General features: G+C 64.9%; 23 protein-coding genes. 1 reads left to right on the top strand and 22 read right to left on the bottom strand.

Features of this window, described 5'->3' with window-relative positions; all coding sequences use genetic code 11:
- Positions 1-22 precede the first annotated feature (22 nt).
- From Q7S20_01585 to Q7S20_01510, 16 genes are all read right to left on the bottom strand, one after another.
- Positions 23-325 (bottom strand): co-chaperone GroES, encoded by a 303-nt coding sequence (locus Q7S20_01585; protein ID MDO8500518.1) that lies wholly within the window; start codon positions 323-325, stop codon positions 23-25.
- 244 nt (positions 326-569) lie between these two features.
- Positions 570-1340, bottom strand: coding sequence for a type III pantothenate kinase (locus Q7S20_01580; GenBank protein MDO8500517.1), 771 nt, complete (start codon positions 1338-1340; stop codon positions 570-572).
- Entirely contained in the window at positions 1337-2086 is a 750-nt protein-coding gene (locus Q7S20_01575) for a biotin--[acetyl-CoA-carboxylase] ligase (protein ID MDO8500516.1), read from the bottom strand. Before Q7S20_01575 ends, Q7S20_01580 begins: the two co-directional genes overlap by 4 nt.
- Complete coding sequence (gene uppP / locus Q7S20_01570) at positions 2079-2882, bottom strand: undecaprenyl-diphosphatase UppP (GenBank protein MDO8500515.1); 804 nt, start codon at positions 2880-2882, stop codon at positions 2079-2081. Before uppP ends, Q7S20_01575 begins: the two co-directional genes overlap by 8 nt.
- A 4-nt stretch (positions 2883-2886) precedes the next feature.
- Positions 2887-4056: an N-acetyl-alpha-D-glucosaminyl L-malate synthase BshA gene (bshA, locus tag Q7S20_01565; protein ID MDO8500514.1), complete on the bottom strand. Its 1170-nt coding sequence runs from the start codon at positions 4054-4056 to the stop codon at positions 2887-2889.
- Positions 4014-4925, bottom strand: coding sequence for a tRNA (adenosine(37)-N6)-dimethylallyltransferase MiaA (miaA, locus tag Q7S20_01560; protein MDO8500513.1), 912 nt, complete (start codon positions 4923-4925; stop codon positions 4014-4016). Before miaA ends, bshA begins: the two co-directional genes overlap by 43 nt.
- Complete coding sequence (gene mutL / locus Q7S20_01555) at positions 4912-6639, bottom strand: DNA mismatch repair endonuclease MutL (protein MDO8500512.1); 1728 nt, start codon at positions 6637-6639, stop codon at positions 4912-4914. Before mutL ends, miaA begins: the two co-directional genes overlap by 14 nt.
- 1 nt (position 6640) lies before the next feature.
- Complete coding sequence (locus Q7S20_01550; protein MDO8500511.1) at positions 6641-8251, bottom strand: VWA domain-containing protein; 1611 nt, start codon at positions 8249-8251, stop codon at positions 6641-6643.
- The gene (locus Q7S20_01545; protein MDO8500510.1) at positions 8248-9240 is read right to left on the bottom strand and encodes a VWA domain-containing protein; all 993 of its coding nucleotides are present in this window, start codon (positions 9238-9240) and stop codon (positions 8248-8250) included. The genes Q7S20_01550 and Q7S20_01545 overlap by 4 nt, the downstream gene beginning before the upstream one ends.
- Positions 9237-10202: a hypothetical protein gene (locus tag Q7S20_01540; protein MDO8500509.1), complete on the bottom strand. Its 966-nt coding sequence runs from the start codon at positions 10200-10202 to the stop codon at positions 9237-9239. The genes Q7S20_01545 and Q7S20_01540 overlap by 4 nt, the downstream gene beginning before the upstream one ends.
- The gene (locus Q7S20_01535; protein MDO8500508.1) at positions 10199-11254 is read right to left on the bottom strand and encodes a DUF58 domain-containing protein; all 1056 of its coding nucleotides are present in this window, start codon (positions 11252-11254) and stop codon (positions 10199-10201) included. The genes Q7S20_01540 and Q7S20_01535 overlap by 4 nt, the downstream gene beginning before the upstream one ends.
- The gene (locus Q7S20_01530) at positions 11251-12225 is read right to left on the bottom strand and encodes an AAA family ATPase (protein ID MDO8500507.1); all 975 of its coding nucleotides are present in this window, start codon (positions 12223-12225) and stop codon (positions 11251-11253) included. Before Q7S20_01530 ends, Q7S20_01535 begins: the two co-directional genes overlap by 4 nt.
- Before the next feature lie 39 nt (positions 12226-12264).
- Positions 12265-12984 (bottom strand): pseudouridine synthase, encoded by a 720-nt coding sequence (locus Q7S20_01525; protein ID MDO8500506.1) that lies wholly within the window; start codon positions 12982-12984, stop codon positions 12265-12267.
- Positions 12981-13691 (bottom strand): SMC-Scp complex subunit ScpB, encoded by a 711-nt coding sequence (gene scpB, locus Q7S20_01520; protein ID MDO8500505.1) that lies wholly within the window; start codon positions 13689-13691, stop codon positions 12981-12983. Before scpB ends, Q7S20_01525 begins: the two co-directional genes overlap by 4 nt.
- Positions 13666-14415, bottom strand: a complete 750-nt coding sequence (locus tag Q7S20_01515) for a segregation/condensation protein A (GenBank protein MDO8500504.1) — start codon at positions 14413-14415, stop codon at positions 13666-13668. Before Q7S20_01515 ends, scpB begins: the two co-directional genes overlap by 26 nt.
- On the bottom strand, positions 14403-15086 hold the full coding sequence (locus Q7S20_01510; GenBank protein ID MDO8500503.1) for a site-2 protease family protein: 684 nt from the start codon (positions 15084-15086) through the stop codon (positions 14403-14405). Before Q7S20_01510 ends, Q7S20_01515 begins: the two co-directional genes overlap by 13 nt.
- Positions 15087-15350: 264 nt before the next feature.
- On the opposite strand from Q7S20_01510, the gene rpsT reads away from it, so the two are divergent.
- Complete coding sequence (gene rpsT, locus Q7S20_01505; GenBank protein ID MDO8500502.1) at positions 15351-15596, top strand: 30S ribosomal protein S20; 246 nt, start codon at positions 15351-15353, stop codon at positions 15594-15596.
- Between the two features lie 91 nt (positions 15597-15687).
- Here rpsT and Q7S20_01500 read toward each other — a convergent pair whose 3' ends face one another.
- The 6 genes from Q7S20_01500 to Q7S20_01475 are packed head-to-tail and all read right to left on the bottom strand — an operon-like array spanning position 15688 to position 21235.
- Positions 15688-16554: a hypothetical protein gene (locus Q7S20_01500; GenBank protein MDO8500501.1), complete on the bottom strand. Its 867-nt coding sequence runs from the start codon at positions 16552-16554 to the stop codon at positions 15688-15690.
- An 8-nt stretch (positions 16555-16562) separates the two neighbouring features.
- Positions 16563-17897 carry a dihydroorotase gene (locus Q7S20_01495; protein ID MDO8500500.1) on the bottom strand — a complete coding sequence of 445 codons (1335 nt, stop codon included), beginning with the start codon at positions 17895-17897 and terminating at the stop codon, positions 16563-16565.
- Positions 17897-18856 carry an aspartate carbamoyltransferase catalytic subunit gene (locus tag Q7S20_01490; GenBank protein MDO8500499.1) on the bottom strand — a complete coding sequence of 320 codons (960 nt, stop codon included), beginning with the start codon at positions 18854-18856 and terminating at the stop codon, positions 17897-17899. Before Q7S20_01490 ends, Q7S20_01495 begins: the two co-directional genes overlap by 1 nt.
- Positions 18853-19419 (bottom strand): bifunctional pyr operon transcriptional regulator/uracil phosphoribosyltransferase PyrR, encoded by a 567-nt coding sequence (gene pyrR, locus Q7S20_01485; GenBank protein ID MDO8500498.1) that lies wholly within the window; start codon positions 19417-19419, stop codon positions 18853-18855. Before pyrR ends, Q7S20_01490 begins: the two co-directional genes overlap by 4 nt.
- Positions 19420-19469: 50 nt before the next feature.
- Positions 19470-20357: an NAD(P)-dependent oxidoreductase gene (locus Q7S20_01480; protein ID MDO8500497.1), complete on the bottom strand. Its 888-nt coding sequence runs from the start codon at positions 20355-20357 to the stop codon at positions 19470-19472.
- A complete protein-coding gene (locus tag Q7S20_01475) occupies positions 20354-21235 on the bottom strand; it encodes a serine hydrolase (protein ID MDO8500496.1) in 882 nt (293 codons plus the stop codon). Before Q7S20_01475 ends, Q7S20_01480 begins: the two co-directional genes overlap by 4 nt.
- Positions 21236-21238: the final 3 nt, after the last annotated feature.

Raw genomic sequence — 21238 nt, 5'->3', positions numbered from 1 at the left:
ATCGTATTCCTTTTGTTACGGTTTAGCTGACGACCGCGAGCACGTCGGCTTCGCGGAGGATCAGGAGCGGCTCATTGTCGATCGTGACCTCGGTCCCGCTGTACTTTCCGTACAGGACCTTGTCGCCGACCTTGAGCTCCATGGGAACGCGCTTGTCCTTCTCGAACCGACCGGGGCCGACGGCAAGGACTTCGCCCTGCATCGGCTTTTCCTTGGCGGTGTCGGGAATGAAGAGTCCACCGCGCATCTGCTCGGTCTCTTCTGTTGCGCGGACGACGACGCGGTCCGCGAGGGGTGAAACACTGGTGCTGGTCTTCGTAGCCATATTGTGCATCCCTCCTGCTGAGAATGGCATGAAAAAGGGGCATTAGCACTCACGCATGGAGAGTGCTAATGCCCCTAAGCTAGACGGTAAGAAGAGCTATTTCAAGCGGGGCGACCTAATCCAGGAGGCTGACGTGTCCCAGCTCGACCCCAACTCATTTCACCGGCCACATCACGTGGGCGTAGGGGGTACCCGACATCATAACATACGGCCCCATTACTGCCTGTTACGGCGGCCGCAATACTCAGCCCCGGAGAAGCTTGTAACCTATCCGGACTCCCTTGAGGGTAAGGAACGGGTCCACGTCGTCGAAGGACCGGCACCATGGCCGAAGTGTCTCGGCAAGACCGCCCGTAGCGATCACGATGGGAGAGGCGGCGGACCATTCGCCTTTGATCCGGCCGACCAGACCGTCTATCGAATCGGCCGCCCCGTACAGCACGCCGGATCGGATGCATTCGTCGGTCCGCGTTCCGATCACGTGTTGCGGCGGGATGAGCTCGGTGGCGGCGAGCTGCGACGTCCTGCGAAACAGCGTTTCGGCCGACGTTCTCACGCCGGGCTGGATGATACCGCCGATGAACGCGCCGTCCGCGGTGATGCAGTCGTACGTCGTCGCCGTTCCCAGGTCCACGACTATCGCGTCCCGGTGCCACAGCCGGCTGGCGGCGAGCGTGTTGGCGACGCGGTCCGCGCCGACGGTCAATGGCTCATCCACCTCGAGACGTATGGGAAGCGAGGCACGTGCGTCCACGAACGCTGGTTGAGAGCCGAAACAATCCTCGCACGCTTGAGCGAGAGTCTGAGTGACGGGTGGGACTACGGAGCAGATCGCGGTTCCCGTCACGACCTCCGGCTGCATTCCCTCCGCGTGAAGCAGGGAACGCAACAGCAGAGAGAACTCGTCCGGAGTGCGCGGGAGACTCGTCGTCACCCGCCAGTGGGCGAGGATGGCGTCTCCGTCAAAGAGTGCCGCTGTTGTCTCTGTGTTACCGACGTCGAAGGCGAGGATCATGATGGCTGTTCGAGGACGAGTGAGCCCGACCGGAATCTGGCGATGGAGTCGGCGAGCGCAACGAGAAGCTCACCGGCGGGACTGATACCTTCGACGATTCCACGCGCCGGCTCGACGCAACGGTGTCCGCGCGCCATGTCGCGTGCGTCCCATTCCGCCATCTCGATGTGTGCGAGATGGCCGGGAGCGGCAGCCGCCGCGCGAAGTGCGGGGACCAGGTCGGCGAGCACTTCGACGCGCCGGGTGCCCGGATCGAGCGCGGCGGCGAGGGTCACGTCGGCGGGAGTGGAGACATTCACTCCGATTCCGATCGCTGCCCACTCGAGCCGGCTCTCGCGCCAGCGCGCCTCGATCAGAATGCCTCCCAGTTTGCGGTCTTCGACGTAAAGATCGTTCGGCCACTTCACGCGCACCGGCTCCGCTGCGAATCGATCGAGAGCGCGCGCGGCGCGCAGTCCGACGCGCAAGGCGAGAACATCCATGCCCGAGGGATCGGCTGGTCTTTCAAGAAGGGTCAGCCAGAGTCCGTGAGCGGCGGGAGAAGTCCAGCGGCCGCCGCTTCTTCCTCTTCCCGCGGTCTGATGTTCAGCGATCACCAGAGTGCCGGCTGTCGCTCCCGCTGCGCCGAGCCGGTGTGCGACATCCAGTGTCGACGTCGTCTTCTCCAGCAGCTCGACCCCCGGCAGGCCGAGGAGCTCCGCCAGCTCATCAGCGGTCAGTCCGTCGAATCTGAAATCGTCAGCCACGCACGTAGAGGATCGCCAGCACAACCAGACCGAGAACGACCCGGTACAGCGCGAATACGCCGTAGCTGTGCTTGCTCACATAGCGCAGCAGCACGGCGATGGCGAGCCAGCTGCTGATGGCAGCGGCGAGCACACCTACGACTACCTGAAGTCCGATCCCGCCCTCAGCGAGGACGTCGGGAGCCTTGAGGATCACTGCCGCGGCGATGATCGGCATGCTCATCAGGAAGCTGAAAATGGCCGCCGACTGCCTGTCGAAGCTCAGCACCCGACCCGCCGAGATCGTGGATCCGGAGCGCGACACTCCCGGAATCAGCGCGATGACCTGCGCGAGACCGATGAGCAGGGCATCCAGCCATCGCATTCTCTCGAGAGGCCGCCCCTGCGCGCTGAACCTGTCCGCCGCCCAGAGAATGATGCCCATGACGATGAGCGCGGACGCGGTCAACGCGGGAGCCCTGAAGACTGTCTCCGCTTTCTTCTCCAGCAGCAGTCCGCCGATGGCGCCGGGGAAGGTCGCGAGAATCAGAAAGGCGACGCGCTTCTGTTCCACCGTCTCGATCCGGCGTGTGCGCAGGATGCCCATCGTCGCCCCAATGAGCTGAGCCCACTCGCGCCGGAAGTACCACAGCACCGCGATAAGAGTCCCGAAGTGGAGCGCCACGTCGAATGCCAGCCCGGGATCTTTCCAGCCGAAAAAAAACGGAGCAAGCGCGAGGTGCGCCGAGCTGCTGACGGGAAGGAACTCGGTGAGTCCCTGAAGCAGACCGAGAATCAGCGCCTGAAAAATCGTCACGGCGTCACATTGCGAGAGAGGTGGTATAGAGGTGCTCGTACTGGCTCACGATCTGATCGAGCGAGAAGCGCTCCCGCGCATCCGCAATACCAAGCTCGCTCATGGCTCTCCATCGAGCGGGATCCAGAAGAATCGCCAGGGCCTCGCGGGCCATGCCATCCACGTCGCCAACACCGCACAGCACGCCGGTTTCGCCGTTCCTTACGACCTCAGGCAGACCGCCGGCGTTCGTTCCCACAACCGGTACGCCCGACGCCAGCGCCTCGAGCGCGCTTAATCCGAACGATTCGCTGGAGCTCGGGAGGAGAAAGAGATCCGCCGATGCCAGAAGCGGCGCGACGTCGTCTATCTTGCCGAGAAAATGGACGGAGTCGTCTATCCCGAGCGCGCGGGCTTCGTCCTCCGCCTCCGGGCGATCGGGCCCGTCACCCACCATCACCAGCCACGACGGAAGCTCGGCGTGCACTCGCGCGAAGATCCCGACCACGTCGCGGACGCGCTTAACCGCCCGGAAGTTGGAGATGTGCATCAGAATCGGCCGCGCCGCGCCCAGCTGCTTCCTGAGCACGGATTGATACTTGTCGCGGTTGTAGATGGATGGATCGATGAAGTTGTTGATCACTGCAACGTCGCACGCCGTGCAGCCGAACGCGTCGTAGGTCTCTTTCCTCAGAAATTCCGAAACCGCAGTCAGGCGGTCGGACTTCTCGATCGAGAACTTCGTGATCAGGTTGAAAGACGGGTCCTGGCCGACGATCGTGATGTCGGTTCCGTGAAGCGTCGTGACCACTTTCACGTCGCGCTTCTGTTCGCGCAGCATCTCGCGCGCGATCCACGCGCTCGTCGCGTGCGGAATGGCGTAGTGGCAGTGAAGCAGATCGAGCCCGTGGGTCCGCACCACCTCCTCCATTCGCACCGCGAGAGCGAGGTCGTACGGGGGGTACTCGAACAGCGGGTAGCGGCCGACGTCCACCTCATGGAAGAAGACATTCGGCAGAAACGCCGGGAGACGGAACGGCTGCCGGTACGTGATGAAATGGATCTCGTGACCGCGCGCCGCGAGGGCAATGCCGAGCTCGGTCGCGACGGCGCCGGAGCCTCCGTACGTCGGATAACAGGTGATCCCGATCTTCAAGAAGACTCCTTCCACCAGCGTTGAACGGTCGCCTGCCAATCCGGATCGTCCGGATCGACGCGGGCCACCGGCGCATCGCCAAGCTGATGGCGAAACCAGGTTCTCTGCCGCTTGGCATATTGCCGAGTCTCAATAATGATCCGCTCGCGCGCCGATGACAAATCGAGCTCGCCGCGCGCAACGCGTCTCATCACCTGATAACCGCTGGCTTTCCAGGCCGGTGCGCTTTCCGGAACCGTCGCGCCGAGGGCGCGCACTTCGTCGAGCCATCCGGCGTCGAGCATTGCGTCCACGCGGTGCTCGATGCGTGCCGCGAGTGCGGGACCCGGATCCACTATCAGGTAGACCGGACGCACCGGCGATTCCCTCAATTCCGCCGCGTGCATCGCGCTGATCCGTTCACCAGAAAGCAAGGCGGTCTCGATCGCGCGGCAGAGCTGTTGCCTGCCGAGGTGGGCGCGCGCGGGATCGAGCGCCGTGCACCAGCGCCGGAGTTCGCTCGAGTTTCTGGCAACAAGAAATGCCTCGAGCGCATTTCTCCGAGCCGGATCAAGCTCCGGCGCGTCGAAGAGGGGATCGAACAGGGCGCGGATATAGAAGCCGGTACCGCCGACTACGAGCGGCGTGCGGCCCGCGGCGCGCGATGCCGCCATCCAGTGCATCGCCAGGCCTGCCCACCGCGATGCCGAAAAGCGCTCCGTTGGCTCGGCAATGTCGATGCCCTCGTGGGCGATCGCTTTCCTCTCGCTCCAGTCGGGTTTGGCGGTTCCGACGTCGAAACCGCGATAGATCTGACGCGAGTCTGCGCTGATGATCGTCGCACTGTGCTCCAGCGCGAGACTTGCGGCGATCGCCGACTTCCCCGCCGCGGTTGGTCCGCAGATGACCCGGACTCTATTTTCTGCCAAACCGCCGATCCAGCTCATCCCAGCTGAGCTGCACAATCGTTGACCGGCCGTGAACGTCGTGCGCGGGAAGAGTCGTGTCGCGGAGCGACGCGAAGAGGGCCCGCATTTCCGGCGCCGACAGTGCTTCTCCCGCCTTGATCGCCGCCTTGCACGCCACTGTCGCGGCCAGGTGCTCGTGACGAGTAGCAGTGCCGGCGACACGATTGCCGGTGAGGGCGTCCAGTGTCTCCCGCAGGCATCGCTCGGCATCGAACCGCCGGTGCGGCATGGGCACCGTATTCACGATGAGGGTGCTGCCGCCGAACCCTTCGATCTCGAATCCGAGCTTCTCCAGATACTCGCGATTGGACTCAAACGCGTCGGCTTCCGCCGGGCCCAGGTGCAACGTGATCGGAAGCAGCAGCCGTTGTGCAGGCGCGTGTCCGGTCTCGAGCGCAGTCATGAACTCTTCGAAGAGAATACGCTCATGCGCGGAGTGCTGATCAATCAGCACGAGTCCGTCGGGATGCTCGAACGCGATGTATGTGCGGCGGAACTGGAAGAGATCAGGTATCTCCTGGCGATCCACGTCCGCCGCCGGTTCACTCAATGCGGGCGACTCGAACAATCCCTCCGATGGAGCGCGCGAAGAAGAGAGCACCGATGCGTGGTTGACCAGCGCAGCGCCAAGCGACTCGAGGTCGGGTCTCGCCGGACGGAAGTAGCGCCCGCCCAGCCCCGCCGACGCATCGAAAGTGCCGAGCGCACGCCGCACGGCAGTCTCCACTGCTCGTTCGACGGGCCATCTCTCCAGGAAGCGCACTTCAGCTTTCGCGGGATGGACGTTGACGTCCACCGTCGACGCGGGAAGCGTAACGCTGAGGAAGAGCGAAGGCCTGAGCCCCGCGGAAATCGTGGAGCGGTACGCAGCTTCCGCGGCCCGCACTATTCCGGTGTCGCGAATGGACCGCCCGTTCACCGATATGAGAATGCGGCGTGTAGCCGTGCCCACGTCCGCCGGGCGCTCCACCAGTCCGCTGGTGTGCACGGCTCCGCTGACGTCGTCCACCTCGAGCAGCGCCCCCGCGTATTTTCCTCCCCAGATCCCGCTCACTCGCGCGCGGAGGGAAGAAACCGGCGGGAGCACGAGCGCCGCCTTGCCGTCATGGCTCAGAGTGAAGCGGACATCGGGCCTGGTCAGGGCGATGTTGCTCAACGCATCGGCGATCGCGCGCCATTCGGAGCGCGCGCTTCGGAGAAATTTCTTGCGGGCCGGCGTGTTGAAGAAAATCTGTGCGACGCTCACGGTGGTGCCACGACGCCTGGCGGATGACGAGATCGTGCTCGCCGAGCCTCCCGCCGCGCTGAGCAGCGCGCCTTCGCCGTCCGCCGGGCTCGTATCTATTTCGAGTCGCGATATTGACGCGATCGCGGAGAGAGCTTCCCCGCGAAATCCGAAGCTTTCGACTCCAACGAGATCGGATGCGGTCCGGATCTTGGACGTTCCGTGCCGCAACAGAGCAAGCGCGACATCTTCGCGGTCCATGCCCGAGCCGTCGTCGCTGACGCGAATGAGCTTGTGGCCCCCCTCCTCGATCGCCACGTCCACGGTCATGGCCCCCGCGTCGAGCGCATTTTCCACCAGCTCCTTCACGACTGATGCGGGACGCTCGACCACTTCGCCGGCGGCGATCTGATCGGCGACCGCGCTCGGCAGCACAGCGATGACGGGCAAGCTACCAGTCCCGTCCGTTGGGCGGCGGCGTCGGCACGCTTCTCCGCTGCTTGCGCCCCTGCACGTCCTGCTCCTGCTGCTCCATCGAATTGAGTATCTGCTCGGCGCGCTGCTCGGTCATACCGGGAATCGGACGCGGGCGCGGCGCCTCGTTCTGAGAGTTCTGCGGCTCAGGCTGCGGGTTGGCGCCGCCGCCTCCGCCGCCGCCGCCGCCTCCGCTCTTCTGCTTCCGAAGTGCGAGCTCGTAATTCCATTTGGCGTCCATGTCATCGGACCGCAGTGTAAGAGCCCGCTTGTAAACCGCAAGCGCGCTGTCGAGCGGCATCGTCGCCGAGTCGCCGCGCAGCCGCAGGCCATCGCGCAGATGGACGTAGCCGGCGTTGAATCCGGCCCTGAATGCGACTTCGACGTCCTTCGATTGGGCCGCCTGCTTCAGCACGGGCACCGCCGCTTCCATCGAGTCCGGGATCGCGAGCATCGCTGTGCCGCGATTGTACAGTTTCACCGCGGCCCGATCGCGTACGTCGCCGGTGGAGCAGGCGTTGAGAATCACCAGCGCCGCGGCAGACGCTGCCGTCGCGACGGCGGAAAGCTCGCGCCGCCTGCCGCGCCGCGTCGAAAGGAAGGTGTCGAGAACCACGAGCAGCAGTGCCGGAATGAGAAACAGCTGGAATCGCTGTCCGAGATCCGTTCCCCTGGTGAGAGACCGCTGTTCCGTGCGCAGGCCGGCGAGCGTCTGTCTCACCGCAGCCGCCCGGTCGGGATCGGTCGGTGGGACGAAGACGCCGTGCCCGGCATCGGCAGCTGCCTTCAGCAGATCGGGCGAGTATTTCGTTACCACGACCGCTCCGGACTGATCCTTTTTCTGTGTCGTGACTCCGTTCTCCACGACCGGTATCGTGGCGCCCGGCGTCGTGCCGAAACCGACGGTGATCACCGACGTGCCAGCCTCGGCAGCCCGTCGAGCTTCGGTGAGAACCTCATCCTGGCCCTCGAACCCTTCACCGTCGCTCATCACCACTATCGCGCGTTCGGCATCGGATTTCGACAGAGCGAGGAGGTTGTTCGCCTGGCGCAGGGCGCTGGCGATCGAGCTGCCAGACTGACCCACGATGGTCGGATCGAGATTGCTGATGAAAAGATTGAGCGCCGCATCGTCAGTGGTGAACGGGCTCAGCACGTAGCTGCGCCCGGCGAACGCCACGAGAGCGAACCGGTCGCTGGGCGACAGCTCGCGAAGCCGGTCAACGACCTGCTTCATCTTCGTGAGGCGGTCCGGGGATTCGTCGCGCGCAAGCATTGACGACGACGCGTCGAGAGCGAGAACTACGTCTATGCCCGGCTGCCGGACGACGGTGCGCTCGATTCCCCAGCGAGGTCCGGCGAAAGCAATCGCCAGGCAGAGCGCGGCGAGAGACAATCGCAGCGGTTGCCAGCGCGAAGCGGCAGCGGCGGCGGGTGCAAGACGCGCGATCATCAACGGAGTTCCGAGATGGGCAAGGCGCCGGGCGCGCACTCTCCGGGCGGTGGCGATCATCCACGCAGTGATCACGGGCACGACGACCACCAGCGGCAGAGCCCACGGCCAGCTCACGTAGCGTAGATCCATCATGGCAGCGGAGCCCTCCACGCGGTGAGACCCAGCTCGAGAAGCAAGGCGAGGATCGCGACGCCCAGCGCCCATCGGTACAGCTCGGTGTAGGTGACGAGGGAGCGCGACTGCACCGGCACTCGCTCGAGCCGGTCGATCTGCGAATAGATCTGCCCCAGCGCCGCGCCGTCGCGCGCTCGGAAATAGCGCCCTCCCGTCAGCGCCGCGATCTGGCGGAGCAAAGCCTCGTCTATCTTCACCGGCTGGTTCTCGAACCGGAGCCCGAAGGCGTCGCGCCCGACGGGCACCGGGGCGACTCCCTCGGTGCCGACGCCGATGCCGTAGATCTTGATGCCGTACACCGCGGCCGCCTTCGCGGCCGACAGCGGATCGATTTCTCCGCGATTGTTGACGCCGTCAGTGACGACGATCATCACTCGCGAGCGCCCGGGTGCGTCGCGCAGCCGGTTGGCCGCGGTGGCGATGCCGAGCCCGATGGCGGTTCCGTCCTCGAGCTGTCCGGCCTGAAGATTGTCTATCGCCTGAAGCACCACCGGGTGGTCGGTGGTGAGCGGCACCTGTGTCAGCGCCTCGCCGGCAAAAGCGACGATGCCGATCCTGTCCGATTCGCGCGCGCGCACGAATTGTTTCGCCCGCGCCTTTGCGACCTCGAGACGGTTGTTCGGTCGAAAGTCCTGCGCGAGCATCGAGCTGGAGAGATCCAGCGCGAGCACGATGTTGATGCCAGAGCTGGTGATGTTCTCCACGTGTGCTCCGCTGCGCGGTCTTGCGATGGCGACGATCACTCCGGCAATGACGAGGTTCCTGAGAACGAAGATCGCGCGCGCGATTCCCTGTCCGGCCTTCGGACCGCGCGCCAGCACGGATGTCCTCGAAAAAACGATTGCGTCTTCAGACCTGCGCCGTCGCCACAACCACCACACAGGCAGGATCAGCAGGAGCAGCAGTGCCTGCGGCGACTGGAAAGTGAAGAGATCGGGAATCTTCATGCCGCGCGCTTCTCCGCCGATTCCTTCTCGCGCTCGACGAAATGGCTCTCGACGGCGCGGGCGATTCCGCGCGCGCAGCTGCCGAGCCGCTCTGCTTCATCGGGCGCGACGCGCGCGTTGGCGAACTTGATCAGGTCCGTGCGCCAGAGGAGCTCGCCAAGACCGCCGGCGATGCCTCGAATGTCTTCCCCCGCCGCGAGCAGTTCCGACGAAGTGTGCGAACGCGCGATCCCCGGGACGCGCGCGGCGAGGTAATCGCGCAGCACGTCAGTCATGAGCGTCCCGTGCCGCTCGCCTTCTCCCGATTCGGTGAGCCGCAGCGCCTCGATCCGGTTGAACTCACGCTCAGCCGCGGCGAACGGGTCGAGAGGCGCATCCTTCCGGCGGCGGTACCAGACCCAGACGCGCCACGCGAGAGCCGCAGCCACCAAAGCGGCCGCAAGAAGCGCCAGCGGGAGCCAGTCGAAGGGCTCGAGGTCAATCGCCGGGCGCGGAGGCTTCGGCACGCGAAGCGCGGAATCAACGGGCAGGACCGAGCGCACGAACACTCCGCGATCGGCGAGCGAGACGTAGCCGGTCCGACCGCCGAGGCGAACGACGACATTGCCGAGTCCGAGCCGCTGCGGGCCGACGTCCCATGCCGCGAGGCGGTACGCCGCCGTCATGGTCGTCGCAGTCGAGTCGGGAACCGGCTGCACGACCGGCTTCCCGATCAGCTCGGTCGCGGTTGGAGACGCCGCAGCGGCGGAATCGCTTTCGGTAGGGAACTTGATCGTGGCACCACGTGGCGCGCGGATCCTCACGATTGCGACGAAGCGCTGCCCTACCGTCACAGTGTCGCTGGTGACACCGACCCCGAGCTGCACCGGGAGCTGCACCGGGAGCTGCGCGCCGGACGCAGCGGGAGGTGCGGCAGCTCCCGCGCCCTGGAGCAGCAGCGTGAGCGCCACCGGAAGGATCATCTTCTGCGTCTCGTCTGTGTCTCCCGCGAGCGGAAGAACCTGAGCAGCGGCTCGATATAGTTTCCGTCGGTGCTCACCGGCACTTCATCTATCGCGAGCCGTCGCAGCAGATGACGGCGCGCGTCGCGCTCCTCGCCGACCTGCCGGGCGTAGTCGGCGCGCACCCGTGAAGAGCTCGTGTCAATCTCGAACGTCTGCCCTGTCTCGGGATCCACGAAGCGCGCGAGCCCGACGTCAGGCAGCTCCCGCTCGCTCGGGTCCTCGACGGTCACCGCAACCACGTCATGCCGCTGCGCGAGAATCTTCAGCGGGCGCTCGATGTCCGGGGCATCGAAATCGGATATCAGGAAGACAATCGTCTTCTGCGACAGCGTGCGCGCGAGATGATTCGTCAGACCGGCGATGTCGGTGCCGCGCCCGACGGGCTCGAAGGTGAGGATGTCGCGGAGAATCCTGAGCACATGCTTGCGTCCCTTCCGCGGCGGCAGGACGTACTCGATGCGATCGGTGAAGAGGACGACGCCGACGCGGTCGTTGTTGCGCACGGCTGACATCGCAAGCACCGCAGCAAGCTCGGTCGCCAGCTCGCTCTTGAACCGGCGCACCGTGCCGAATCGCTCGGAGCCGGAGAGATCCACCGCCAGCATCACCGTCAGCTCGCGCTCCTCGATGTAGCGCTTGACGAACGGACGCCGCATGCGGGCAGTGACGTTCCAGTCAATGGTACGCACCTCGTCGCCGGGCTGGTATTCGCGCACCTCCGAAAACTCCATTCCCTGCCCCTTGAACGTGCTGCGATACTCGCCAGTGAAGAGCGAGTTCACGAGGCTGCGTGTGCGAAGCTCGATGAGCTTGACCTGTCGGAGTATTTCTGGAGGAACGCCCTCCCTGATTGCCTCGGCGACCGCCGCTGACGCCTGGCGCGGCTCATGCGGGCGCTCGCGCCGTGTGCGACGAAACAGCGACCATCTCTCGTCGCGCTCCTCTTCCTCGCGGCGCGCGACGAGGTTGCCCCCGCGCCGCCTCGCGAGCGGAGTGCGGCGGATGATCACGGCGCCGCTACGGCGGCCAGGATGCGCGAGACGATTGCGTCGCTGGTCATCTCTTCCGCTTCCGCTTCGTACGTCGTCAGCACACGGTGCCGAAGCACGTCCGGCGCGATCGCCTTCACGTCGTCGGGTGTTACGAACGCGCGCCCGCGCAGGAACGCGTGGGCTCGCGACGCCTGGGCGAGCGACAGCGTCGCGCGCGGGCTCGCACCGAACTCGATCAGCGGAATGAGATCCTGAAGCCCCGCGTCGGCGGGAAAGCGCGTCGCGTGCACGATGGACACGATGTAATCCACGATCCGCTCGTCCATGTACAGATCGGCTATGCGCGCTCGCGCCGCCATGATCGCCTCCGGAGTGGCGACGTGACGAACGGCGATGGCGTGTCCGCCAGCCATGCGCCGAAGTATCTCCTTCTCCTCCTCCTGCGTCGGATAGCCGACGTGCAGTTTGAGCATGAAGCGGTCAACCTGCGCTTCGGGGAGCGGGTACGTCCCTTCCTGCTCGATCGGGTTCTGCGTCGCCAGCACGAGGAATGGCTCGTCGAGCTTGAACGTCGTGCCGCCGATCGTCACCTGCTTCTCCTGCATCGCTTCGAGCAGCGCAGCCTGCACCTTGGCTGGCGCACGGTTGATCTCATCGGCGAGGATGATGTTGGCGAAGATCGGCCCCTTCTTCACGCTGAACTGTCCGTTCGACTGATCGTAGACCTGTGTGCCGAGAATGTCCGCCGGCAGCAGGTCGGGGGTGAACTGAATGCGCTGAAAGGTGGTGCTGATAGTCTCGGCGAGAGTGCTGACGGCCAGCGTCTTCGCCAGTCCCGGAACTCCCTCCAGCAGCACATGGCCGCCGGTGAGGATGCTGATCACGAGCCGCTCGATCATGTAGTTCTGGCCGACGATTCGCCGGCTGACCTGGTCCACGATGTCGTGGATCATTCCGGTATCTACGGCGGCGGGAACCTGTGTTGCCACGTGCGTCTCCTTATTCGTTGTGTTGCCGCGGAGCTGTCTCTATGCCTGCGTGATAGCCAGGATGATATCCCGCTCCCGCCCCGTGAGGAGACGCGTCGCTCCCGAAGGAAGGTTGCCGAGCGAGACTGGACCGAACCGCGTACGCACAAGTCGCTCCACTCCGAGGCCGAGGGCGGCGCAGAATCTCCGGATTTCCCGATTGCGACCTTCGGCGATGGTCACGTCGAGCTCCCAAAGCCCCCTGCTGATGTTTCGGGCTACGATGTCGAGCGGCTGCATCCATCCATCCTCCAGCTCTACACCGTTCCGGGCCGCACGGACTGCGGCCGGGCCGTCGCCGCGAACCGTCGCGACATAGGTCCGCTCCACTTCCGTGCTCGGATGCGTGAGCTTGTGGGCCGCCTCGCCATCCGTCGTAAAGATCAGCACCCCTTCCGTCATGTAGTCGAGACGACCGACGTAGGTGAGGCCGGGCTTGTCGGCGACGAAGTCGAACACCGTGCGCCTGCCGCCGGGATCCGATTTGGTCGTGAGCACTCCGGGCGGCTTGTTCAGAACAAGCCAGTGGAATCCAGTCGGCTGGGCCACGGGCTTGTCGTCAACGGTGATAGTGTCGCCGTCGGGATCCACGCTCTGACCAGTGGTGGCGACGACGCCGTTGATTTTCACTCTCCCCGCAGCGACGAGCTCTTCGGCCTTGCGACGGGAGGCGACGCCGGCGCGCGCGAGGGCGCGCTGAATGCGCATGACCTCAGTCATCGGCTCTGCACTGCTGCGTAGGGCGAGTCTGTGCTCTCGATGGCGATGCGTTCGGATTCGGCGACGCCGGAGTCACCTGTTGGCGCAGAGGAGGAATTGCTGTCGGAGCCCGAAGCGTCCACTTCCGGCGCCAGTTCCGGTGTCGCGTTCGCAATCGGCGGCAGCGGCGCGTTGGGATCGCGCAGCGCAACCGCGAGCTCGTCCGCGCGCGGAAGCTCGCCGAGGTGGCGCAGGGCGAACTGCTCAAGGAATCCGGGAGTCGTTCCGTAAAGCAGCGGTCGGCCCATTCCCTCCCCGCGGCCGACGACCTCGATCAACTCGCGCTCGTGCAGCGACTTGAGCATCTGACCGCAGCCGACGCCGCGGATCTCCTCGATCTCGGCGCGCCCGATGGGCTGCCGGTAGGCGATGATCGCGAGCGTCTCCAGCGCGGCGGCGGAGAGCCGTTGCGGTCTCGCGGCGAGCTGCGCACGCTCGATCGTCTCCGTGTATTCGGGACGCGTGAGTATCTGCCAGCCGCCCCCGACCTCGATCAGCTCGACGCCGTGGCCGTCTTCGTCGTAATGGCGGCGCAGCTCCTGGAGAGCGGCCGTGACATCGTCGCCCGTCGTCTCTCCATCGGCGACCATTGCCTTGAGGTCGGCGATGGCGACGGGGTGCGCACTGGAGAACAGCGCTGCCTCAAGCAGCTTCGCTAGCGGTATCACTGGTTATCTCGACGGAGGCGAATGGTCTGGACTGAGCGATCTTGAGCTCGCCTCGCTTGGCGAGCTCGAGCAATGCCAGAAGAACGGAAAGAACCTGCCATGGCTCGGCGTCGCACTGGATGACGTCTCCCCACCGGGCGGACGCGCGAAGTGCGAGCACCGCGCGGACCGTCGCCATGGCGCCGTCCACATCGAGCGCGCGCGGAACGACATCGTGCATCGTCGGCTTCTTCGCGACGCGCAGAACGCGGTCCACCGCGGCGAAGAGCTCAGGCAGCGAGAGCGACAAAGCCGCGGCGGCCGGCGCGGGCGAGGAGAAATTCTGTGGCAGATACGCCCGCGCGAAGCGGTTGCGCCGCTCGTCGCTGCGCCGCTCGAGAATGTCCACCACCTCCCTGACCTGCTGGTACTCGAGGAGCCGGCGCACCAGCTCCGCGCGCGGATCCTCCCACGCTTCGTCACCTTCACGGCGAGGCAGAAGCATCTGGGCCTTGATGCGGACGAGTCGCGCGGCCATCTCCAGATAGTCGGCCGCTTCATCGAGCGCGAGGGTCGAGATCCGCTCGAGGAATTGCTCGGCGATGCGCGCAACGGGAATATCCTGGATGTCTATCTGCTCGTCGCGGATGAGCGTGAGCAGGAGATCGAGCGGACCTGAGAACTGTGTCAGCTCGACGACGAACACCTCGCCCTCCCGTGATGCCGCCTGATTCACATTGTCCATGGGCTCGGAATGACGAATGGAACGACGATGCGCTGAAGGGCCGTGATCAGTCCGAATGCCGGAGTGAACCACAGCATGAGAACGGGACGGCCGAACGAGATCAGAATAAAAAGCAGAATGAGGCCGTACCGCCCGAAGCGCTGGTAACTGAGGCTCCACGCCGGGGGAAGCAGATACTTCATGACGTGCGAGCCGTCGAGGGGGGGCAGCGGAATGAGGTTGAAGGCGGCGAGGACAACGTTCAGCTGTATCCCGACCAGCAGCATCAACTGGAAGATCGACGCGGGGGCCGTGAGAACATCCACTCGCGATCCGACGGCGTGCACGAGCATGATCAGCGGCACGCAGAGGAAGGCGATGACGATATTCGTCGCGACTCCGGCGAGCGAAACGATGATGTCGCCCTTCTTGAAGTTCCGGTAGTTCCGGGGATTGACCGGTACCGGCTTGGCACCGCCGAAGATCGGAGCGTTGGCGAAGAACAGCAGCAGCGGCAGAAGGATCGTCATGAACGGATCGATGTGCTTCGCCGGATTCCAGGTCAGGCGGCCGAGCTGGTAGGCGGTGGCGTCGCCATTCCTGAGGGCTGCATACCCGTGCGCGTACTCGTGGGCGACCATGGAGAACAGCAGCACGGGCGCGATCAGGATGAAATTCTGGAGCGGGCTCAATTGTCTCGTGAGAGGAGTGAAGACGGCGGAGGAAACTTACCGGATGGGGATAGTCCGCGGCAGCATGAGACGAGTGCGGTCAGCTTATCCAAGTGCGTAGCGGGTGCGAGTCGCCCGGCCAGGCTTTGCACTTCCCCTCTCCGAGGGAAGGTGGAATTCTACGGGTGTCCCGTTGACTTCCGCCCTCGAAACCGGGTATCATTAGCGGCTAGACTCGCCGCGAAAAAAGGGAACGCGCGGCTCTCAAAGACTGGAGACCGAATAGTGCCGAATATCGCGTCCGCGAAGAAGAACATGCGTAAGTCCAGAGCCGCCATGGCGCGCAATCGTGCCCAGCGCTCCGCACTTCGCACAGCGCTCAAGAAGGCGCACGTCGCGGCCGCTCCCGGCGAGGACACGGCGGTCGCCGTCACGCTCCTCGATCGCGCCGCCCGCAAGGGGCTGATTCACAAGAACACCGCTGCCCGGCACAAGAGCCGGATGGCGAAGAAGGCCGCCGCCACGAAGTAAGGCAGCTGGGTCACGAACATCGAACGGGCGCTCAAATGGCGCCCGTTTTTTCTCTTAAAGAGATTCCGGGGACCTTCTCCTGGCCCTGCGACTACATCGTCGCCAACTCGCCCCCGCACCGCTCGCAATACCACTCCGTCGGATAATTCGGTGTTCCGCACTCGGGGCACTTGAGAGTCTTCGACTGATCCGGCTTCACGGCTTCCGTCTTCCGGACGGCTGAAACGCCACCGGGCGGAGTTTTCGACGACCGCGGCCTTGCGGTGGTGCCGGCCGCTGCCGACGCCGCTGCCGCGACCGGATCGAGTGGCAGGCGGCCCTGATCCTGGGGCGCTCTGGCTGGCGCCGCGAGCCCATTCGAAGCTGGTACAGCGGGAGGAGGGGACGCTGGCGCAGGCACTGCCGCCGCTACCGGCCCGGGAGCCGGCCGCGCGTCACTCGGCGGCGCTGGCGGCGTTGGCTCGGCTTCCGGTACCGGCGCCGCGGAGTCAACACTCGAGCTCACCGGAGTACCTACGCTTCCAACCTCGCTCAATTTCTGAATCGAGCGCAGCTCACCCAGCTGGCCGTCGAGCGACGCGCGATCAGCCGCAATCTTCTCCAGCGCCTGCGCGGCCTCGGTTCTCAACTGCTCCCACTGACCGGGCTCGTATTCTCCCACCGCTGCACGCAGTTCCGCCTCCTGAAGTCCCTCGCGGCGGCTATCCTCGTCACGCGCCACTTCGACCAGCCGGGACGAGAGAGCCGATATGCTGAGCTGAAGCTCCTCCGCATGGCCGCGAATGTCCGCCACCACGCGATCCAGCCGACTGCGGTAATCCGCCTGAACCCGCTCGAAAACGTGCTCAGGTGTGCCACCCCTTTTGCCTTCGAGCGCGGAAATCCACTGCTCGTACTGCTGCCTCTCGGCGATGAGCGCTCGAAGCGCGTCCAGTGCATTCGTCTTGGCTTTGCTCATTCTCTCCGTCACCCCGATGAAGCACGGCTCTGCCGTGCGTTCGCGCCATCGCTGGCCAGCCTGTGCACAACCTTTCCCCCGACGATCGTGCAGATCGCGCGTCCCTCGAGTGTCATACCCGCATACGGCGTGTTGCGTCCCTTCGTCAGGAATTCCGACGGATCCACTCGCCAGCTCAGTTGCGGGTCGAAGACCGTGACGTCAGCCGGCGAGCCGTGCGCGAAAGTCCCGCCCGGCAGTCCGAAAAGCCGGGCCGGCGCGCACGACATCTTCTCTACAAGCGTGCGGAAGTCAATATGTCCCCTCTTCACGAGATTCGTCACCGCTACCGCCAACGCGGTCTCCAGGCCCACGATGCCGTTGGGCGCGTCGGCGAATTCCCGCTCCTTTTCGTCATAGTGATGAGGAGCGTGATCGGTCGCGATCATGTCGATCGTCCCGTCCTTCACGGCGTTTCTCAGCGCTTCGACATCCTTCGCCGTGCGAAGCGGCGGATTCATCTTCGCGTTCGTGTCGTACGAGAGAATGCGCTCCTCGGTGAGCGACACGTGGTGCGGGCACACCTCGGCGGTCACGTTGATGCCGCGGTCCTTGCCCCATCGGATGAGCTCGACCGAGCCGTGCGTGCTCATGTGCGCGAGATGCACGTGGCCACCCGACCGGCGCGCAAGCAGAATGTCGCGGATCACCATGATCTCCTCGGCCTCCGAAGGAATGCCCTTGAGGCCGAGCCGCGCGCTGACGATTCCCTCGTTCATGGATCCGCCGAGCGCGAGCGTCGGCTCCTCGCAGTGATCGATCACGGGAATCGAGAAGCTTCGTGCGTACTCGAGCGCCGTACGCATGAGCTGCGCGCTCACCACCGGCTTTCCGTCGTCACTCACGGCGACTGCGCCCGCCGCCACCATTTCCCCGAACTCGGCCAGTCGCTCGCCCATCTGGCCGACCGAGATGGCGCCGATCACATGCACGCGCGACGCATCCGCGCGTTGCGCCTGGCGAATGATGAATCCGACCGCCGCCTGATTATCCGTCACCGGATCGGTGTTCGGCATCGCGCAGACCGCCGTGAACCCGCCAGCCGCGGCTGCGCGCGCGCCGGTCGCGATCGTCTCGACATCCTCCCTGCCCGGCTCGCGCAGATGGCAGTGAACGTCAATGAATCCCGGCGACACGATGCAGCCATCGCAGTCTATGATCTCGGCGTCATCGTGCGAGCCGATGCGCCCCGACGCGCTCTCGATCCGGCCGTCGGAAACGAGCACGTCGCCGACATCGTCAATGTTGCGCGAGGGATCCAGCACTCTTCCGCCGCGGAGCAGAATGGGCCGTTGAGAGCTCATCAGCGGGCTCCTCCCTTGGCCGCTTCGGCGAGCTCGGGCCGTCCACCGGCAAGCAGGTACAGCACGGCCATGCGGATGGCGACGCCGTTGGTGACCTGATGCAGGATGACGCTGTGCGGTCCGTCGGCGACGTCGGAGTCTATTTCCACACCTCGGTTCATCGGTCCGGGATGAAGGATGAGAATGTCGTGCGGCGCGCGCTCGAGGCGCTCGCGTGTGACTCCGAAAACGCGATTGTACTCGCGGCTGGACGGAATGTACCCCGCCGTCATGCGCTCGAGCTGGAGCCGGAGAACGTTGAGGGCGTCAGCCCACTGAATGGCGTCTTCGATGCGCTCGAACACGGTGACGCCGAATTCCTCGATGCCGTGCGGCAGAAGCGATCTCGGCCCGCACACAGCGACTTCGGCGCCCATTTTCTTGAGGCCCCAGATGTTGGAGCGCGCCACGCGGGAGTGCAGAACGTCACCGCAGATGCACACTTTCTTTCCCGCGAGCTCGCCGAAGCGGTCGCGAAGCGTCAGCAGGTCGAGCAGGCCCTGGGTCGGATGCTCGTGCAGTCCGTCGCCGGCGTTGATCACGTTCGACTCGATCCGATCGGCGAGGAACTGTGCGGCGCCGGATGCACCGTGGCGGATGACAACCATGTCAATGCGCATCGCCTCGAGATTTCTCGCGGTGTCCACGAGCGTCTCCCCCTTCTGCACGCTCGACCCCAAGGCAGAGACGTTGACCGTGTCGGCTGATAGTCGCTTTTCAGCGAACTCGAAGGAGATGCGCGTCCGTGTCGAATTCTCGAAGAAGAGATTGACGATGGTCGAGCCCCGCAGCGCGGGCACCTTCTTGATTGACCGCTCGCTGATCTCCTTGAATGGCTCGGCAGTGTCCAGGATCAGACGGATCTGCTCGCTCGACAGAAACTCGAGTCCAAGCAGGTCCTTGCCGAGCGCGCTGGTCACGGAGTCTCATCCTCCAATGCGGGCACGACCACTACCGCGGTCCTGCCATCCAGATCCTCCACCAGTACATCCACGCGGTCACGCGGCTCCACGGAGAGTTTCTTTCCAACTATGTCCGGCTGGATGGGAAGCTCACGTCCGCCGCGATCTATCAGAACCGCGAGAACGATGTGTGCCGGTCGCCCGAAGTCTGCCAGCTCATCCAGCGCCGCGCGGACCGTCCGGCCGGTGTAAAGCACATCGTCCACGATCACGACGTTCCGGCCGTCGATTTCCCAGGGGATGTCGGTGGGGCCGACGACAGGACGCGGACCCACGGTCTGGAGATCGTCCCGATACAGCGTGATGTCGAGCGAGCCCTGGAGGACCCTCTCGCCCTCGCTCTCCTCGATGAGCGCGCTGATGCGGCGGGAAAGCTGCACGCCGCGTCGCTGAATGCCGACGATCACGAGTCTGTCGGTGCCGTCGTTCAGCTCGACAATCTGATCGGCCATTCGCCTCAGCGTCCGCTCGACGGCGGGAGCGGTGAGCACAGTCTTCGGTTCTGTTGTACGGGAAGGCATCGATTGACAAATATGGAGACGGCCCGCGTGTAATTGAAGCGCGGGGCGCGCTACGAGATCAGCACGCCCGCCCTCTCCTCGATCACGCGCACGGCTTCGACGTGGTCGGCCTCTTCGCCGAGAATCCCGTGGGCCTCGGCAAACAATCGCGCGGCGAGCTCGATGAACGGAGCCGGCAGTCCGTTCTCCTCGGCGATTCGCGCCGCGATGGACACGTCCTTGTCGAGCAGCGCGAGCTTGAAGGTCCGTGGAAACGCTCGACCCATCACGCGCTCGGGAAAGAGATTCTCGGAGCTGTTGGATCTCCCGCTCGATCCGTTGATCACGTCGAGCGCCAGATGCGTGTTGACCCCCACCTTGGCGAGCGCGGCCAGCGCCTCACCCGCCGACCAGATGTGAATCGCCAGAAGCGCCTGGTTCATCGCCTTGACGGCATCACCGGCGCCAACGTCGCCGCAGCGCACGATCTTCTTTCCAAAAGCTTCGAGGACAGGACGGGCGCTGTCCACTGCTGCTTCGGTCCCTCCGCACATTACCGTCAGCGTGCCCGCCTCGGCGCCTTTCACACCACCACTGACCGGGGCATCCACGAATCTGATTCCGCGTTCGGCGAGCCGCGCAGCGATCGCGCGCGATGTGGTTGGATCGCCGGAAGTGCAGTCAATGAAGATCGCTCCGTCTTTCAGACCGGATGCGATGCCCGATTCGCCTTCGACCAGTTGCTCCACTTCGCGCGACGACGGAAGGCATGTGATGACGACGTCCGCACCGGTGACAGCATCCGCGGGCGTCGCCGCTGCCACAGCGCGATGGGCGGTGGCGAACGCCGTCGCCTTTTCGGCAGTCCTGTTCCACACAGTGAGCTCGAATGGCTCACCGGCCAGATGACGCGCCATCGGCGCGCCCATCGCCCCGAGTCCGAGGAAAGCGATCTTCATCGCCGCATCCCTGTCGCGTGCGCCCAGACAATCCTGGAAATGTCCGCGATGAGAGAGCCCGAAGCGGCGCTTTCCCTCAATCCACGTGTAAGAACGACGAGTACGTACGGCTTGCGTCCGGGTGGATAGATGATTGCGGCATCATGCGAGACGGCGGTAATCTCTCCTGTCTTGTGCGCGACTCGCGTACCCGGAGGAAGCCCTGCCGGAATCTTGGAGTTGAACTCCTGCGCGAGCAGGATCTCGCGCATCTCGGCAGAGCTCGCCGGAGACAGCGCCTGTCCTCGCTCGATGGCGCTGAGGAGCACCGCGAGATCGGCCGAGGTTGTCGTGTTGTTCATCCCCTTGTCGAACGCTTTCTGGTCCTCGACGCCGCGCAATACCTGTATGTGCATCGCTCCCAGCTGTCTTGCGGCCGCGGTGACGCGATCCGCACCGACCAGCGCGATGAGCTGATTGGTCGCGAGGTTGCTCGAGAGCGTGATCATTCGCCGCATCAGCTCACGGACAGTGACGCGCCCGCCGACCTTCCGGTAGAGTGCAGTGTCGCCGTCCTCGGACGCGATGAGCGAGAATGGGGATCCGTCCGCGAGCGACGCGAACTGATTGACGAGCAGTATTCCCTGATCGAGCGAAAAGGCGCCTTCCTGGGAGCGGCGCAGCACCTCGATCATGACGGGGATCTTCATCGTGCTGGCGGCGTGGAACACGGCGTCCGCGTTGACCGCGAGCGATTCGCCGGTCTCCAGGTCGAGATAGGACACCGCCACCGTGGCGCCCAGAGACGCCGCGACACGCGATTGAATGGAGTCGCGCAGGGAGGCGGAGTCGTGCATGAGGCCGGTACCGGCCGCAACGAGCAGTGCGAGCGTCAACACGTC

Source organism: Gemmatimonadaceae bacterium (assembly GCA_030647905.1).
Lineage (GTDB): Bacteria > Gemmatimonadota > Gemmatimonadetes > Gemmatimonadales > Gemmatimonadaceae > UBA4720.
The sequence above is the reverse complement of the archived record's forward strand: the minus strand, read 5'-3'. Positions and strand labels throughout refer to the sequence as shown.